We start from the raw sequence: 15,130 nt of genomic DNA, 5'->3' as shown, positions 1-15,130 counted from the left end.
CTGCTGGGGGTGTTCTGAACCCGGCGCCTGCCGCTCCCCATCAGGTGGGCGGCAGGCGGGAACCGATGAATTCCGCAACGTTCGCGGCGTGCGGGTGGCCGCGATTGGCCAATACCGTCACCCGATATCTCGATGCCGGGTAACAGGCGAACTCGCCATTCACCCCCGGCGCACTGCCCCCATGTCCATACCAGAAAACGCCATTACGCCGAGCCACGCGCAGCCCCATCGCCCATTGCGCGCTGCCGGCCTGCACCACACCCTGGGTCAACAGGTCCAGATGCGGCGGGTCCAGCAGGGTGCCCCCGGTCAGCGCTTGGCCGAACCTGTGCAGATCGTCCAGGGTTGAATAGCCTCCACCTGCTGGGAGGCCCTTATAGAAGGCCAGGGGCTTCAGCCCTGTCTGCATGGCGCCCGTCAGGGGCGTGGCCGTATCGACAAAGCCGGCCAGGGGCGACGTCGCCACCATCCCCGCCGGCTGAAAGACATGGCGCTGCTCATAGGCGGCCCAGTCCAGACCGGACACCCGCTCAATGATGGCACCCAGCAGGATGTAGCCGAAATTGCTGTAGCCCCAGCGCGATCCGGGCGGAAATGCCGTCTCCCGACCACCGAACAACGGGATGAAATCGGCCGGCGTCTGCAATTCGTCTGCGTGCGCCTCATAGTCCGGACCAAAGAAATCTCCCGTCCCGCCTGTGTGGCTCAGCAGATGGCGCACCGTCACCTGTCGGGCCAAGGGCGTATCCGGATAGGCGGGCAAGAGGGTCGCCACCGTATCGGTCAGGTGCAACCGCCCTTGCTGCGCCAGTTGCAGCACCGCGACGGCGGTAAACATCTTGCCCATCGATCCGATGCAGAAACGCGTGTCCGGCCTTACCGCCGTCTTTTCCGCATCCATGGTGCCATAGGCCTCCCGGAACAGCACCTTGCCCCCCCTGGCCACCATGACGGCGCCGGAGAAGCGGCCGGCCACCGCTTCCTCTTGCAGCTTGGTCCGCAGCAGGGCCAGGGTCACTCCCTCGTCCAGACGCTCCACCTTATAATCCGCTGGTGGTGGCGCTCCCTGGAATGACAGATCTTCAATCCGCTGGTCCGAGACGCTCAGCACCACCTTGGAAAACCGGTCCCAGTTGCGGTCCCGCAGCCAGGCCGTGATCTCGCCCTGTCCCGTCTCCTCACGGTGCAGCAGAGTGAAGCCGCCGCTTGCCTCGCGCAGCGCCAGATCATCATCCAGATAGGGAATCAGGGTTGGAATATGGGCCCGCACAAAATCCGGATAGGCCGAGGCGTCCGCAGCATTGAACGCGTCGAGCCACCGCGTCAGCCAATCCCGCGACGCCCCCGCGTGCCCAAGACGGGGAAGACCGGCAAATATCAGCGGGGCGGCGGTCAGCACCATACGTCTGGACAGGGTCATGACCGCCCCTCCCCGCAGATGGCCGTTACCCGGTGGAATAGCGACCGCCGGTCCAGCGCCGCTTCCAACCGGTCCAGCATCTCGACCAGCCCGCCGGCCTCCCGGTCCAGTTCCATCGATGCCTGCTCGAATGCCGCCCAGAGGGGGCCCAGCCGGGTGACAAGTTCCCTGCCCGCCCCGCTCAGCGACAGCAATCGCCGGCGCGCATCGGCAGCATCCGGTTCTTGTTGGATCATTCCAGCCTTCTCCAGCGACAGGCGCGCCTGACTGACGGAGACATGGGTGATGCGCAGCGCCTGGGCCAACTCACCCACACTCATCGGGCCGTTCAACGCCAGTTGGTTCAGCACCCCGAACCAGCGTTGTTCGAAGACGACACCTTGCGCCGCGTAGGCCTGCGTCGCCTCACCGTCGATCCGTTCCGACAGCCGGCGCAGCCTTGCGCCGATGGCGGCTCCGGCCTTCGCTTTTACATAATCCATGGCCGCTTACCCCATATATGTAGGCACCTACATATATGGGGTGACAAGACCCGTCAACCGGGTTCCCGGTCGAGGGGTCAAGGAAAGCCCTTAGGCTGCCGCTGTCGTGACGCTCTTGTTCTGCTCGCGGGTCTTCAGGAAGCGCAGTTCGGGGAAATCTTCTTGCGCGCGGTTCAACTGCCAGCCATTGCGAGCCAGATAGACCAGGGCACCGTCATGATCCTCGGCGATGTCGGCACGGCGGCTGTCGATGAAGTTTTTCAACGCCACCGGATCATCGCTTTCCACCCAGCGGGCGGCGTCATAGCCGGCGGTCTCAAACCGGGCCTTCATGCCATATTCGGCTTCGATGCGGGCGGCCAAGACTTCGAACTGAAGCTGGCCCACCACGCCGACAACCCAATCGGCGCCGACCACGGGCTTGAACACCTGGGAAGCGCCTTCCTCGGCGAAATGCTCCAGCGCCTTGCGCAGATGCTTCACCTTCATCGGGTCGTCCAGGCGCACACGCTGCAGCAGTTCCGGCGCGAAGCTGGGCACGCCGGTATAGCGCAGTTCCTCACCCTCGGTCAGCGTGTCGCCGATGCGCAGCGTGCCATGGTTGGGGATGCCGATAATATCGCCGGGGAACGCATCCTCGGCCAGTTCGCGGTCGCGCGCCAGGAACAGCACAGCATTGTTCACAGCCAGGATCTTGCCGCTGCGCATATGCTTCAGCTTTGTCCCGCGCTTGAAATGGCCGGAGCAGAGGCGGAAAAAGGCGATGCGGTCGCGATGGTTGGGGTCCATGTTGGCCTGAACCTTGAACACAAAGCCCGTGACCTTGCTCTCGTCCGGGTTCACTTCGCGGCCATCCGCCTTCTGTGGGCGCGGCGGCGGCGCATATTCGGCCAGCCCCAGCAGCAGCTCACGCACGCCGAAATTATTGATAGCGGAGCCGAAGAAGACCGGCGTCTGGTGCCCCTCGCGGTAGGTCTCCAGATTGAAGGGCGGGCACAGTTCCCGCACCATCGCTACGTCCTCGCGCAGCTTGGCCGCCTGATCGGCGGGGATCAGTTCGTCGATCTTGGGATCATCGACGCCATGGCATTCAATGCCATCGGTCGCCACATCGCCCGACCGGCGGTCCATCAGGATCAACCGATCGCGAATCAGATCGTAACAGCCCCGGAAATCCGACCCCGACCCGATGGGCCAGGAGGCGGGCGTCACCTCAAGCTGCAGGTCACGCTCCACCTCGTCCATCAGTTCGAACGGATCGCGCGCCTCGCGGTCCATCTTGTTGACGAAGGTGATGATCGGCACGTCACGCAAGCGGCACACCTCGAACAGCTTGCGCGTCTGTGCCTCGATGCCCTTGGCCGCGTCGATGACCATGACGGCGCTGTCGACGGCGGTCAGGGTGCGATAGGTGTCTTCTGAAAAGTCTTCGTGGCCCGGCGTATCCACCAGATTGAAGGTCCGGTCGGCATAGTCGAAATTCATCACCGAGGCGGTGACCGAAATCCCGCGCTCCCGCTCCACCTTCATCCAGTCCGAACGCGCCCGCCGCTGCTCGCCCCGCGCCTTCACGGCGCCGGCCATCTGAATGGCCCCGCCGAACAGCAGCAGCTTTTCCGTCAACGTCGTCTTACCCGCGTCAGGGTGCGCGATGATGGCAAAGGTACGACGCTTGGCGACTTCGGTTTCAAGAATGTTGTCGGGCATGGATGCTACTCGGCAAACGGAAAGGCAGGCGTGGGTGAATTAACGGATACGGGCCGAAACATGAAATGAAAAAGCCCCTCCCCCGGCCAGCGGCGGGAGAGGGGCTTTCCCAATCAGTTATCAGCCCTGCCGGAACGGACGGCGCAGCGGGGTGGCCCCACCCTCGCGGCCCTCGGCGCGGCCTTCACCCTGGCGCTCGCCGCGGAAGTCACGGCGCTTTTCACCGGTGTGACCGGCATCGCCGCGGAAGTCGGCGCGGCCTTCACCGCCATGGCCGTGGGGACGGCCCTTGCCGGCATGCGGCTTGTAGGGATTGGCCTTGTGCGGATGCGGGGTGCGGACTTCACCGGCCACGGGGCTGGTGTCCGGAGCCCAGGCGCGCTGCGGGCGCTCACCGCCCTGCTGCTGCCCTTCACCCTGGAAGTCACGGCGTTCACGGCGCTCGCCCTGGAAACCGCCCTCACGGCGCTCCCCCTGCCAGCCGCCCAGACGGTCGCTTTGCGAACGCTGTTCGCCACCCTGGTAACCACCCTCACGGCGTTCGGCGCGGAAACCGCCTTCGGCGCGCTCGCCACCCTGGGCGCCGTCACGGCGTTCACCGCCCTGATAGCCACCCTCGCGGCGCTCACCACCCCAGCCGCCTTCACGACGCTGGCCACCATAGCCGCCCTTGTTGCCATAGGGCTTGCCAGCCTGATTGCTGCGGGCGCCGTACGGCTTGGCACCGGCGGGGCGGAACTTGCTGCGCTCCGGCTCGGGCATCGGCTCCAGGCCCGGCAGGGTGGTCTGGATATGCGGCTGGCCCGTATACTGCTCAATCGCACGGACCAGATTGCGGTCGTGACGGGTGAACAGGCTGTAGGAGATGCCGGTGGCACCGGCGCGGCCGGTGCGGCCGATACGATGCACATAATCTTCCGCGACGCGCGGCAGATCGAAATTGATGACGTGGGACAGGTCGGAAATATCGATGCCGCGGGCGGCAACGTCGGTAGCGACCAGCACATTGATGCGGCTGTCACGCAGCCACTGCACCACGCGGTTACGCTCGCGCTGCTGCATGTCGCCATGCAGCGGCATGGCGCGGTGGCCCTGCTCGGACAGGCGGTCGGCCATCACGTCGCAATCGGCCTTGGTGGCCATGAAGATGATGCCCTTGCCGAACGCCTCATCCTCCAGCAGGCGACCCAGCAGCTTGTGCTTGTGGTCCAGCCCGTCGGCGCGCAGCCAGCGCTGTTCGATGGAGGTGTTGGTGACGGCCTTGCCGGCCACATCAACCCGCACCGGATTCTTGGTCAGGCTGGCGGCCAGCTTTTCGGCGGTACGGTCCAGCGTGGCGGTGAACAGCAGGGTCTGACGCTCGGCCGGGCAGGCACTGGAAATCTGTTCCACCGCGTCACGGAAGCCCATGTCCAGCATGCGGTCGGCTTCGTCCAGCACCAGCATTTCAACGCAGGACAGATCGACCTTGCCATTTTCGAGATGGTCGATCAGACGGCCCGGCGTAGCGACGATCAGGTCGGCGCGGCGGCGCAGCATCTCGATCTGGGCGCGGTACGGCATGCCACCAAGGACGGTGCCCGTCTGGATGCGGCCGAACTTCGACAGAAGGCGAACCTGCTCCAGCACCTGGCTGGCCAGTTCACGGGTGGGGGTCAGCACCAGGACGCGCGGACCCCAGGAGCCGGCTTGACGCTCCGACGCAGCGATACGGGCCAGCGCCGGCAGCACGAAGGCCGCCGTCTTGCCGGTGCCGGTATTGGCGGACGCGACGACATCCTTGCCTTCCAGGGCGGCCGGGATGGCCTGCGCCTGGATCGGGGTCGGGGTGACATAGCCCAGTTCGGCAACGGCCTGCATCAGTGCGGCGGGAAGGGCGAGTTCGGAAAAAGTAATGGTCAAGGAACGTGCTTTCTTAGGACAAAGCCAAACGCTCCGCACCGCCGGCCCTTGACAAGGGTCCGGACGCGGGTGGAGCGCAAGGGATGCCGGACGACGGGATCATCCCGGCGCCAGCGGTTGCGCTGGGAGCGGCTTCGACTGTTTCGGAAAGCGAAGGGCGGCACCATCATCAGGTGATGGGCAGCGACACGACCCGACTTTCATCATTCGGGGCGTATCTTGATGGTGGCATGGGTCGCCACCGGGGGCCCCACAGCCACTCGGTACGGGGCGGACTATGCCCATCCCCCGCCCACTGCACCAGCGAAATCGCCCCCGCCCGGCGGCAGGGCTGGGCAGCGTGTCTTGCAGATCGAACATCCATGAACTTTGAGCGCCCCCGCTTTCGTGGCTTGAGCCCAATTGAGAACCGGCGTAAGTTACACGCAGGTTTTACTTGACATTTGCTGGAGGTTGCATGTTTGCAACGAAATTGATCCCCGTTGCGGCTTGTGCGCTATTGCTGGCTTCTCCAGTACACGCGGCGAGCACTTGGCAGGAAGCCAACAAGGCTTCTGTCGCTTTGATGGTCGAAGGGAAGCTGCAGCCGGCTTTCGACTTGGCCTGGCAGGCGGCGGAACTTTACGAGAAGACGCCCAACTACAAGGCCGGCAATCATGAACGGCTGCTGTTGAACGCGGCCGACATCTTCCTGCAGATCCAGAATCCGGAAAAAACGCCGGACATGCTGAACAAGGCGCTGGCCGCCATCGGCCGGCATGCGCCGGCCGATGCGCCCGAAACCATCGCGTTGAACGAGCAATTGGCCAAGGCCTATCTGGCGCTCGGCGACAATGCCAGGGCCAAGACCGCCTATGAACGGGTGGCGGCACTGTATGAGAAGAATTTCGGCGCCGATTCCGTCGGCAGCATCAATGCGCAGTTGGAACTGGTCCGGTCCGCGAAGGCCGCCCGGGATCCCGTGACGGCACAGCGTTACCTGGACCGGATCGATGGCCTGACCAAGGGTCTGGCGCCGGACCACCCCATCCGCCTGCAGGTGGAGTTCGAACAGGCGATGGTGGCCATCGATGCCGGCCGCGACAGTGCAGCCGCCACGCAGTTCCGCTCCATCGTCCGTCAGGCCAAGACGTCGGAAAATGTGGCCGTGCGCAGCCTGGCCCGCGACAGTTACGGCATGCTGGCCTTCATCGCCCAGCGCCAGGGCGACCCGCAGACCGAGGACAGGATGGTCGAGGCCACGCGTGGGCTGCCACAGCATGTGGGCGGCCCCCGGCCCCTGTTCCGTTCTGTCCCGGAGATCAATGACGGATCGGTCAGCGGTTCCGCCACCATGGAACTGCGCGTCTCCACCGCTGATGGCAAGGTGAAGGAGGTGCGGATCGTCGAAAGCGCCGGTGATCCGAAATATGTGGCGATGATGAGCAAGTCAGTCCTGAACTGGCGGTTCCAGCCCACTGCCAATCCCGGCACACCGGGGTCCCTGATCACCGTGCGCCAAAGCGTGGGCAACGCCGCAAGCTGATATTGTTTCGGGAATTGCATGTTGTGACATGCAATTTTTCGGATTTAACGGCTATTGAATGCAAACCCCCGAGAGAGATATCGTGCCATCGCGTGATATCATCCGGGGGTTTCCATGCGTATGGCAAAGCTGGCCTTGTGTTTCCTGCTGCTGTCGGCGCCGCCGGCCGCAGCCATGACATGGCAGGAGGCCAACAAAGCGTCCGTTGCCAAGATGAATGAAGGAAACCTGAAGGAAGCCTTCGACCTGGCCTGGACGGCGGCGGAATTATACGAACAGTCGCCCACCTATAAGGCCACCAGTCATGAAAGGTTGCTGCTGAACGCCGTCGACATTTTCCTGCAGACCGAACGGCCGCGTGAAACGCCTTCCATGGTTCGCAAGTCGATCGCTGCGTTGGGCCGGCATGTCAGTGACGACGATGCCACCATGGTCAGCCTGTACACGCAGTTGGCGGCGGCTTTCCAGCGTATCGGTGACTTCCCCGCCGCCCGTGATGCCCGGGACCGCGTGATCGCCCTCAATGCCAAGAACTATGGCGAGGATTCCCTTGGATTGGTCCAAGCCCTTCTGGATCAGGCACGATATCTCAAACAGATTCAGGATATCGTGGTAACGCGGAAATACCTGAACCGGGCCAGCGAGATCGTGGCCAAGTTGGAACCCGGCAATGCCGTCCGCCTCATGGTCGATTATGAACAGGCGCTGCTGACACTGGAGACGGAGCGATATGGGGACGCGGAGCCGCTTTTCCTGTCCCTAGCGGAACGGGCGGAGCCGAACCGGTCGGTAAATGCGATCGGCTCCATCCTGCGTCCCACCTATGGCATGCTGGCATTCATCGCGCATAAGCGCGGCGATCAGGTTCGCGAGGATCAGATGGTCGAGGCGACACGCGGCCTGCCGGTTGAGGCCGGTGTCGCCAATCCCCTGTTTCAGGAACTGCCCCGCATCCCTGGTGGTTCTGAATTGGCCTTGGCCGGCTATGCCTTGATTGAATACAAGGTTTCAACGGCGGATGGCAAGGTGAAGGAAATCCGCATCCTGGAAAAATCGGGCAACCCGCAATATGCCTCACTGGCTTCTGACGCCGTCCGGGAATGGCGCTTCCAGCCATCGGCCCCGGTCGGTGACGAAGGCGAATTGATCACCCACAAGCAGCCATTCCGCTACCAGTACCAGAACGACAAGCCCGAATTGGGGACCCGGTTGAAACGCAGCAACTGACACTCCGCGTCGGCTACGGCGTCAATCCGCGTCGCCGCCACCCGGCAGAACCGGGGCCACGTTCCAGATTTCCCGCGCATAGTCCAGGATGGTGCGATCGGAGGAGAACCAGCCCATGGCGGCTGTGTTCAAGACGGCCTTGGCCATCCATTCCGCCGGATCGCGGTAAAGCGAAACGGCTGCCGCATGGGTATTGCGGTAATCCTCGAAATCGGCGGTGACCAGGAAATGGTCGCCGTGCAACAGCGCATCGACGATAGGGCGGAACCGGCCCGGATCATCGGGGCTGAAGGCGCCGCCGCCGATCATGTCCAGGGCACGTTTCAGATGGGGATTGGCGCCCACGACGGCGCGCGGGTCGAATCCGCCATTCTGGCGCAGCTCCTGCACCTCCTGCGCGTTCAGTCCGAAAATGAAGATATTGTCGGCCCCCACATGGTCGCGAATTTCCACATTGGCCCCGTCCAGCGTGCCGATGGTCAGGGCGCCGTTCAAGGCCAGCTTCATGTTGCCGGTGCCCGATGCCTCCATGCCCGCCGTTGAAATCTGTTCCGACAGGTCGGCCGCCGGCATGATGATTTCGGCCTGGCTGACATTGTAATTGGGCAGCATCACCAGCTTCAGACGCCCGCGCACCAGCGGGTCGTTATTCACGACGCGGGCGATGTCGTTAGCCAGCTTGATGATCAGCTTGGCCTGGTGATAGGCGGGGGCCGCCTTGCCGGCCAGGATCTTTGTCACCGGCACGAAGTCACGCTTCGGATTGTCCCGGATATCATTATAGAGCGCGACAGTCTGCAACAGGTTCAGCAATTGCCGCTTATATTCATGGATACGCTTCACCTGCACATCGAACATGCTGTCGACATCGACATCGATATGCAGGTGGCGGGCGATATAGGCGGCGAGACGTTTCTTGTTCTGCCGCTTGGCCCGGCGGAACTCCTCGCGGAAGACTTCGTCCCCTGCCCTTTCCTTCAGGAAGGCCAGTTGTTCCAGGTCGGTGATCCAGCCATCGCCGATCCGGCTGCTGATCAGGCGTGACAAGGCCGGGTTGGCCTGATGCAGCCAGCGGCGCGGGGTGATGCCGTTGGTCTTGTTGGTGATGCGGTCGGGAAAGACCCGATGGTAATCGGCGAACACCGTCTGTTTCATCAAATCGGTATGCAGGGCCGACACGCCATTGACCTTGTGGCTGCCCAGGAAGGCCAGCCCGCCCATACGCACCCGCCTTTCGCCATTTTCGTCGATCAGGGACAGGCGACGGATCGTATCGACATCGGAACGACCCCAGATGCTCTGCAGGAAACGGGCGTTGATGTCATAGATGATCTGCATATGCCGGGGCAGGACCCGTTCCATCATGCCGACGGGCCAGCTTTCCAGCGCCTCGGGCAACAGCGTGTGGTTGGTATAGCTGAAGGTGCGGCGGGTGATGTCCCAGGCCTTGTCCCAATCCAGCCCATGCACATCGATCAGGATACGCATCAATTCGGCGATGCCGATGGCCGGATGCGTGTCATTCAACTGAATGGCCGCTTTTTCCGGAAGCGCATCGAAATCCTTATGGTGCTGCATATAGCGGCGCAGGATGTCCTGGATGGACGCGCTGGTGAAGAAATATTCCTGCTTGAAGCGCAGTTCGCGGCCCACCTCCGTCGCGTCGTTGGGGTACAGCACGCGCGACAGGTTTTCCGACAGGACCTTGCCTTCCACTGCCTTCAGGTAGTCACCGTCATTGAAGCGGGTGAAGTCGAAATCGCTCATCGCGCGGGCGGACCACAGGCGCAACGTATTGATCGTTTCGCCACCGTAACCGACGACGGGCGTGTCGAATGCCATGGCATGGACGGTTTCGGTGCCGGCCCAGCGGCGGCGCTCCACCCCCGCGCCATCGACATAGGTTTCGACATGGCCGTGGAAATGGATGGGATACAGCACTTCCGGCCGGGCAAATTCCCACGGGTTGCCGAAACGCAGCCAGTTATCGGGGAACTCCACCTGCCATCCATGATCGAAACGCTGTTCGAACAGGCCATATTCATAGCGGATGCCATAGCCATAGGCCGGCAGATGCTGGGTCGCCATGCTGTCCAGGAAGCAGGCCGCCAGCCGCCCCAGGCCGCCATTACCCAGCGCCGGGTCGGGTTCGGCGTCCAGCACCTCCTCCAGCCGCAGGCCCAGCCGGTCCACCGCCTCCCGACAAACCTCCGTCAGGCCCAGATTGTCCAGATTGTTGGACAGAAGCCGGCCGATCAGGAATTCCATGGAGAAGTAATAGATGCGCTTGGCATCGGCTGCATAAACCCCGCGTGTCGTGTCCATCCAGCGATCCACGACACGGTCGCGCACGGAAAGGGCGCCGCTGGTGAACCAGTCGCGCCGCGTCGCTGTCTTGGCATCCTTGCCCACCGAATAAACCAGCCATTCCAGAAAGGAACGTTTCAGGGCATCCACATCCTCAGCCTTGCGGCCAATTTCACGCGAACGGTAAAGGGCATCCATGGGTAGGCAGACTTTCAACAGCGGCGATGACAGAAAGATGTCACCATTCCGCCTTGCCGCCGACCGCTTGGCAATGGGAAAAAAGCGGGATCAGTCCCTGGCTATGAGCCTGGGCAAACTGTTACAGCTTGGTCCCGCCCGCCCATCACCCATTTGAGGCCGATGAGTCCCACCAATCCCCCTTCCCGAAAGCGTGCCCGCCCGCGACCGGCACCGCCGGTGATCCTGTTGGGTCCGCTGCTCCGGGCACGCGGTGCCCAGGGCGCGACCGGGTCGGGCCAGCGCTGGCGTGTGTCCGCCTGTTTTCTGCTGGCCGGCGATGCGGAACCGCCCGATCTGCGGGTGGATGGCGTCACCCTGCCCGTGCCGCCGCGTTTTCTGCATGAATGGAAGGATTTGCCGCCCGTGGGGCCGACGGGTGTTCCCTGCCCGCCGGGCATTCTGCGCATGTGGCGCTATGATTTCGCCGTGCCGCGCGGGCTGCAAGATGGGCGGGCCGCCTATGGGTTCCAGGACGATGAACGGCGCTGGACCCTGTCGATCCCCGGCACGGCCATCGCCCCGCGTATCGCCTTCGTCAGTTGCGGCGGCTGCGAGGATGAAGGCGCCATTGAGGAGGCGGGGCTGAAGCGCAATGCGCTCTGGGCACGCCTGCTGGGCCGCCACCGGGCGCAGCCGCTGCACCTGCTGCTGATGGGGGGCGATCAGGTCTATGCCGATGGCCTGTGGGAACGGGTACCCGCGCTGCGGCAGCTTTCGGCCACCAAGAAGCTGATGAAGCGACCGGGTCTGGCGGCCGGCCCGGACCTGGAGGCCCAGTTGGAGGCCTGGTATATCGCGACATACCTGCATGCCTGGACATTGGCCGAGCCGGCGGCGATGCAGGCGGGCGTGGCCTCGCTCTGCATGTGGGACGACCATGACATCATCGATGGCTGGGGATCGCATCCGGCCGAACTGCTGGACAGCCCCGCCTACCAGGCCATCTATGCCGCCGCGCGCCGGGCCTTCCGGCTGTTTCAGGTGGGCATGGGGGAAGATGATCCTTCCGACACGCTGCTGGCCGCCGGTCCGCCCGGCTTCAGCCAGGGGTTGATGCTGAACGGTATCGGGGTGCTGGCACCCGACCTGCGCAGCGAGCGGACGGACAGTCAGGTCATGTCACCCGCCACCCTGTCGGAACTGCCGGAATGGCTGGAACGGTTCGCGTCCTGTCGGCATCTGCTGCTGATGTCGTCGGTCCCGCTGATCTTCCCCGGATTCGGCTTTGCGGAGCGGGTGCTGAACCTGCTGCCGGGGCGTCAGTCGATGGAGGATGACCTGCGCGACCAATGGCGCAGCCCGGCGCACCTGGAGGAATGGCGCACGGTGCTGCGCATCCTGGCCGATTTTGCCCGGCGCAGCGGCGCCTGCGTCACCATCCTGTCGGGAGAGGTGCATCTGGCGGCCAATGGTGTCCTGTCCGGTCCCGGTACCCGAATCCGGCAACTGGTCAGTTCCGGCATCGTGCATCCCCCCCCCAACGGGCTGGGGGTGGAGGTGATGGAACGGCTGGCCGCACGGCGGGAAAGCCTGTGGGACCGCCTGACCCTGACCATGGAACCGATGGACGAGAATGGCCGCCGGCTGCTGGCCCAGCGCAACTACCTGACCATCATGGGGCAGGATGATGGAGACCTGCGGGCCGAATGGCATTCGGAAACGCGCGACACTGCCTGGTCCGTCACCCTGCGCTAAAGCCCCGCCGCCAGGCGACCAGCCGTCGGGCCGCTTCCGCCACTTCCGCCTCTGCCGCCGCGAAACTGATCCGCAGATAGCGGTGGCCGCGCTGCGTATCGAAATCCAGGCCCGGCGTGATGGCCACACCGGTTTCCGCCAGGATGCGTTTGCAGAAGGCTTCGCTGTCATCGGTCAGGCCGCTGACATCAGCATAGACATAGAAGGCACCATCGGCCGGGGCCAGATTATCAAAACCGGCGCGCGGCAGTTCGTTCAGCAGCAAATCGCGGCTGCGGCGATAGCGCGTGACATGGCCATCCGCCTCCGGCGTGCAGTCAAACGCCGCGATGGCGGCCCGCTGCGACAGGGTCGGGGCGGAGATATAGAGATTCTGCGCCAGGCATTCGGCGGACCGCACCAGTTCGGGCGGCACCACCATCCAGCCCAGGCGCCAGCCGGTCATGCTGAAATATTTGGAAAAGCTGTTGATGACGAGGGCCCGCTCGCTGAAGGCCAAAGCGGTTTGCCCCTTCAGAGCGGTGAATTCGATGCCGTGATAGATCTCGTCGGAGATCAGGCGAACGCCGTTCGCCTCGCACCAGAGCGCCAGGTCGCGCAAGGCCTCCGGCGACAGCATGGTGCCGGCCGGGTTGGACGGGCTGGCCACGATCAGCCCCTTCACGGGCTGGTCCAGCGCCGCCAGCAGGGCCGGCGTGGGCTGGAACCGCGTTTCAGGGCCGGTGGGAATTTCGACGGGCACAAGGTCCAGCGCCCGCAGGATGTTGCGATAGGCGGGATAGCCGGGGGCCGCCAGCGCCACCCGGTCACCCGGTTCGAACGCCGCCAGAAAGCCCAGCAGGAACCCGGCCGATGACCCCGTGGTCACCGCGATACGTTCGGCCGGAACCGACACGCCGTAATGGTCGCGATACCAGCGGGCGATGGCCTCCCGCAGGGGGGGAATGCCGAACGCGTCGGTATAGGCGATGCGGTCATTATCCAGGGCCGCATGCGCCGCCGCAATCACGCCCCTGGGCGCCGGGGTTCCCGGCTGGCCGATCTCCAGATGCAGGACATCGCCGCCGGCCGCCGCGCGCTCATTGGCCGCACGCATCACCTCCATCACGATGAAGGGTGCCACGCTGCCGCGCCGGGAGGGTGTCCAGGCACTTTCACCGACCGGGGCTTTCAAACTCGCCCTTCCCTCGCCATGTTTTTCGTGGCTAGTGTCGGGCCGAGGGGCCTTGCCGATGGATAGAGACATGTTTGCGGTTCCAAAGCGGATTGCCAGTGCGGCCGTGGCGTTGTTTATGTCGGCGACCCTGGCGGTGCAACCCGCCATGGCGCAGAGGTCGATCAGTTTTATCCGCGACACTGAAATCGAACACATCCTGCGCGTCTATACCACCCCCATCCTGCAGGTGGCAGGGGTCGTGCCGGAATCGGTGACCATCGCCATGGTCAATGATGACAGCCTGAACGCCTTCGTCGCGGGCGGGCAGAACATGTTCTTCCATACCGGCTTCCTGATGGACACGACGGTGGACGAACTGGTCGGCGTGACGGCGCACGAAACCGGCCATATCGCCGGCGGCCATCTGGCCCGCGCCGGCGACGCCATGTCGAACGCCGCCACCATCGCCAGCATCTTCACCCTGCTGGGCATGGCCGCCGCCATCGGTGCGGGCCGCACCGATGTGGGCATCGGCCTGATGGGCGGCGGGCAGGAAGCGGCCATGCGCACCTTCTTTGCCTTCACGCGCGGCCAGGAAGGCTCCGCCGACGAGGCGGCGATGCAGTATCTGGAAAAGCTGGGCTGGTCGTCCGAAGGTCTGATGAAGATGATGCAGCGGCTGGCCGGGCAGGAACTGCTGCCCGAAAGCCGGCAGGTGGAATTTGTCCGCACCCACCCCCTGACCCGCAACCGCATCGAGGCCATCCGCAATTTCGTGGAAACGAAATCCAAGAATAATGGCAAGCGGTTACCAGAAGAATTTTACACCATGCATGAACGCATGGTGGCCAAGCTGATGGGCTTCATGCGGCCGGAAGTGGCGTTGCGCCATTATTCACCGACCGATACCGGCATCCCCGCCCGCTATGCCCGCGCCATCGCGCTCTATCAGCGGGGCAATGTGCGTGAGGCGCTGACCATCACCGACAGCCTGATCGCGCAGGAGAAGGACAACGCCTATTTCCATGAACTGAAAGGCCAAATCCTGTTCGAGGATGGGAAGGCCGCCGACGCCGTCATCCCCTATCGCGAGTCTGTGCGACTGGACCCGGAATCCGGTCTGCTGCGCAACGCCCTGGGCCATGCGCTGCTGGAGGTGGGCAATGACCGTTTCCTGAACGAGGCCATCACCAATCTGCTGGCGGCGGCACGGCTGGAGCATAATTCGGCCCTGACCTGGCGCTTGCTGTCATCCGCCTACAGCCGTGCGGACATGCAGCCGCAGCTGGCCTATGCGCGCGCGGAAGAAGCCTTGTCGCGCGGCGATATCCGGGCCGCCAAATACCATGCCGACCGGGCCGAACGCATGCTGCCCGCCGGCTCGCCGGAATGGATCCGGGCGCAGGATATCCGCGTGATGGTCGAAAGCCATCCGGGGACACGGGAATATAACTGAGGGCAAGACGCGG

Annotated in this window: 10 protein-coding genes; 4 read left to right on the top strand and 6 right to left on the bottom strand. The window is 64.0% G+C overall.

The window, feature by feature from the left end:
* Nucleotides 1–40: 40 nt before the first annotated feature.
* From KBA48_RS09565 to KBA48_RS09550, 4 genes are all read right to left on the bottom strand, one after another.
* The gene (locus KBA48_RS09565; RefSeq protein ID WP_292905598.1) at nt 41–1,420 is read right to left on the bottom strand and encodes a serine hydrolase; all 1,380 of its coding nucleotides are present in this window, start codon (nt 1,418–1,420) and stop codon (nt 41–43) included.
* Nucleotides 1,417–1,902 carry a MarR family transcriptional regulator gene (locus KBA48_RS09560; protein WP_292905596.1) on the bottom strand — a complete coding sequence of 162 codons (486 nt, stop codon included), beginning with the start codon at nt 1,900–1,902 and terminating at the stop codon, nt 1,417–1,419. Before KBA48_RS09560 ends, KBA48_RS09565 begins: the two co-directional genes overlap by 4 nt.
* 90 nt (nt 1,903–1,992) lie before the next feature.
* Entirely contained in the window at nt 1,993–3,609 is a 1,617-nt protein-coding gene (locus KBA48_RS09555) for a peptide chain release factor 3 (RefSeq protein ID WP_292905594.1), read from the bottom strand.
* 120 nt (nt 3,610–3,729) lie between these two features.
* Nucleotides 3,730–5,511, bottom strand: coding sequence for a DEAD/DEAH box helicase (locus KBA48_RS09550; RefSeq protein ID WP_292905592.1), 1,782 nt, complete (start codon nt 5,509–5,511; stop codon nt 3,730–3,732).
* A gap of 565 nt (nt 5,512–6,076) precedes the next feature.
* Here KBA48_RS09550 and KBA48_RS09545 point away from each other — a divergent pair.
* Both KBA48_RS09545 and KBA48_RS09540 read left to right on the top strand, forming a co-directional pair.
* Nucleotides 6,077–7,036, top strand: a complete 960-nt coding sequence (locus tag KBA48_RS09545; protein ID WP_292905590.1) for a tetratricopeptide repeat protein — start codon at nt 6,077–6,079, stop codon at nt 7,034–7,036.
* Nucleotides 7,037–7,150: 114 nt separating this feature from the next.
* Nucleotides 7,151–8,263: a TonB family protein gene (locus KBA48_RS09540; protein WP_292905588.1), complete on the top strand. Its 1,113-nt coding sequence runs from the start codon at nt 7,151–7,153 to the stop codon at nt 8,261–8,263.
* Nucleotides 8,264–8,284: 21 nt separating this feature from the next.
* On the opposite strand, the gene KBA48_RS09535 is transcribed toward KBA48_RS09540, so the two are convergent.
* Nucleotides 8,285–10,768 (bottom strand): glycogen/starch/alpha-glucan phosphorylase, encoded by a 2,484-nt coding sequence (locus tag KBA48_RS09535; RefSeq protein ID WP_292905586.1) that lies wholly within the window; start codon nt 10,766–10,768, stop codon nt 8,285–8,287.
* A gap of 228 nt (nt 10,769–10,996) precedes the next feature.
* On the opposite strand from KBA48_RS09535, the gene KBA48_RS09530 reads away from it, so the two are divergent.
* Nucleotides 10,997–12,505, top strand: coding sequence for an alkaline phosphatase D family protein (locus tag KBA48_RS09530; RefSeq protein WP_292905584.1), 1,509 nt, complete (start codon nt 10,997–10,999; stop codon nt 12,503–12,505).
* Here the strand turns inward: KBA48_RS09530 and KBA48_RS09525 are convergent.
* Nucleotides 12,492–13,610 carry a pyridoxal phosphate-dependent aminotransferase gene (locus KBA48_RS09525; protein WP_292905667.1) on the bottom strand — a complete coding sequence of 373 codons (1,119 nt, stop codon included), beginning with the start codon at nt 13,608–13,610 and terminating at the stop codon, nt 12,492–12,494. The two genes, KBA48_RS09530 and KBA48_RS09525, sit on opposite strands and share 14 nt — an antisense overlap.
* 139 nt (nt 13,611–13,749) lie before the next feature.
* On the opposite strand from KBA48_RS09525, the gene KBA48_RS09520 reads away from it, so the two are divergent.
* Complete coding sequence (locus KBA48_RS09520; protein WP_292905582.1) at nt 13,750–15,117, top strand: M48 family metalloprotease; 1,368 nt, start codon at nt 13,750–13,752, stop codon at nt 15,115–15,117.
* Nucleotides 15,118–15,130 lie beyond the last annotated feature (13 nt).

Source organism: Niveispirillum sp., from assembly GCF_017996735.1.
In the GTDB taxonomy this organism is placed as follows: Bacteria; Pseudomonadota; Alphaproteobacteria; order Azospirillales; family Azospirillaceae; genus Niveispirillum.
Note: the sequence above shows the minus strand (reverse complement) of the source record. Positions and strands in the feature narration are given on the sequence as shown.

What these genes read in the sequence shown, in the direction of transcription:
- KBA48_RS09555 (WP_292905594.1), bottom strand. Translation starts at nt 3,609, where the DNA reads ATGCCCGACAACATTCTTGAAACCGAAGTCGCCAAGCGTCGTACCTTT.
- KBA48_RS09520 (WP_292905582.1), top strand. Translation starts at nt 13,750, where the DNA reads ATGTTTGCGGTTCCAAAGCGGATTGCCAGTGCGGCCGTGGCGTTGTTT.
- KBA48_RS09545 (WP_292905590.1), top strand. Translation starts at nt 6,077, where the DNA reads ATGGTCGAAGGGAAGCTGCAGCCGGCTTTCGACTTGGCCTGGCAGGCG.
- KBA48_RS09565 (WP_292905598.1), bottom strand. Translation starts at nt 1,420, where the DNA reads ATGACCCTGTCCAGACGTATGGTGCTGACCGCCGCCCCGCTGATATTT.
- KBA48_RS09560 (WP_292905596.1), bottom strand. Translation starts at nt 1,902, where the DNA reads ATGGATTATGTAAAAGCGAAGGCCGGAGCCGCCATCGGCGCAAGGCTG.
- KBA48_RS09535 (WP_292905586.1), bottom strand. Translation starts at nt 10,768, where the DNA reads ATGGATGCCCTTTACCGTTCGCGTGAAATTGGCCGCAAGGCTGAGGAT.
- KBA48_RS09525 (WP_292905667.1), bottom strand. Translation starts at nt 13,610, where the DNA reads ATGGAGGTGATGCGTGCGGCCAATGAGCGCGCGGCGGCCGGCGGCGAT.
- KBA48_RS09540 (WP_292905588.1), top strand. Translation starts at nt 7,151, where the DNA reads ATGCGTATGGCAAAGCTGGCCTTGTGTTTCCTGCTGCTGTCGGCGCCG.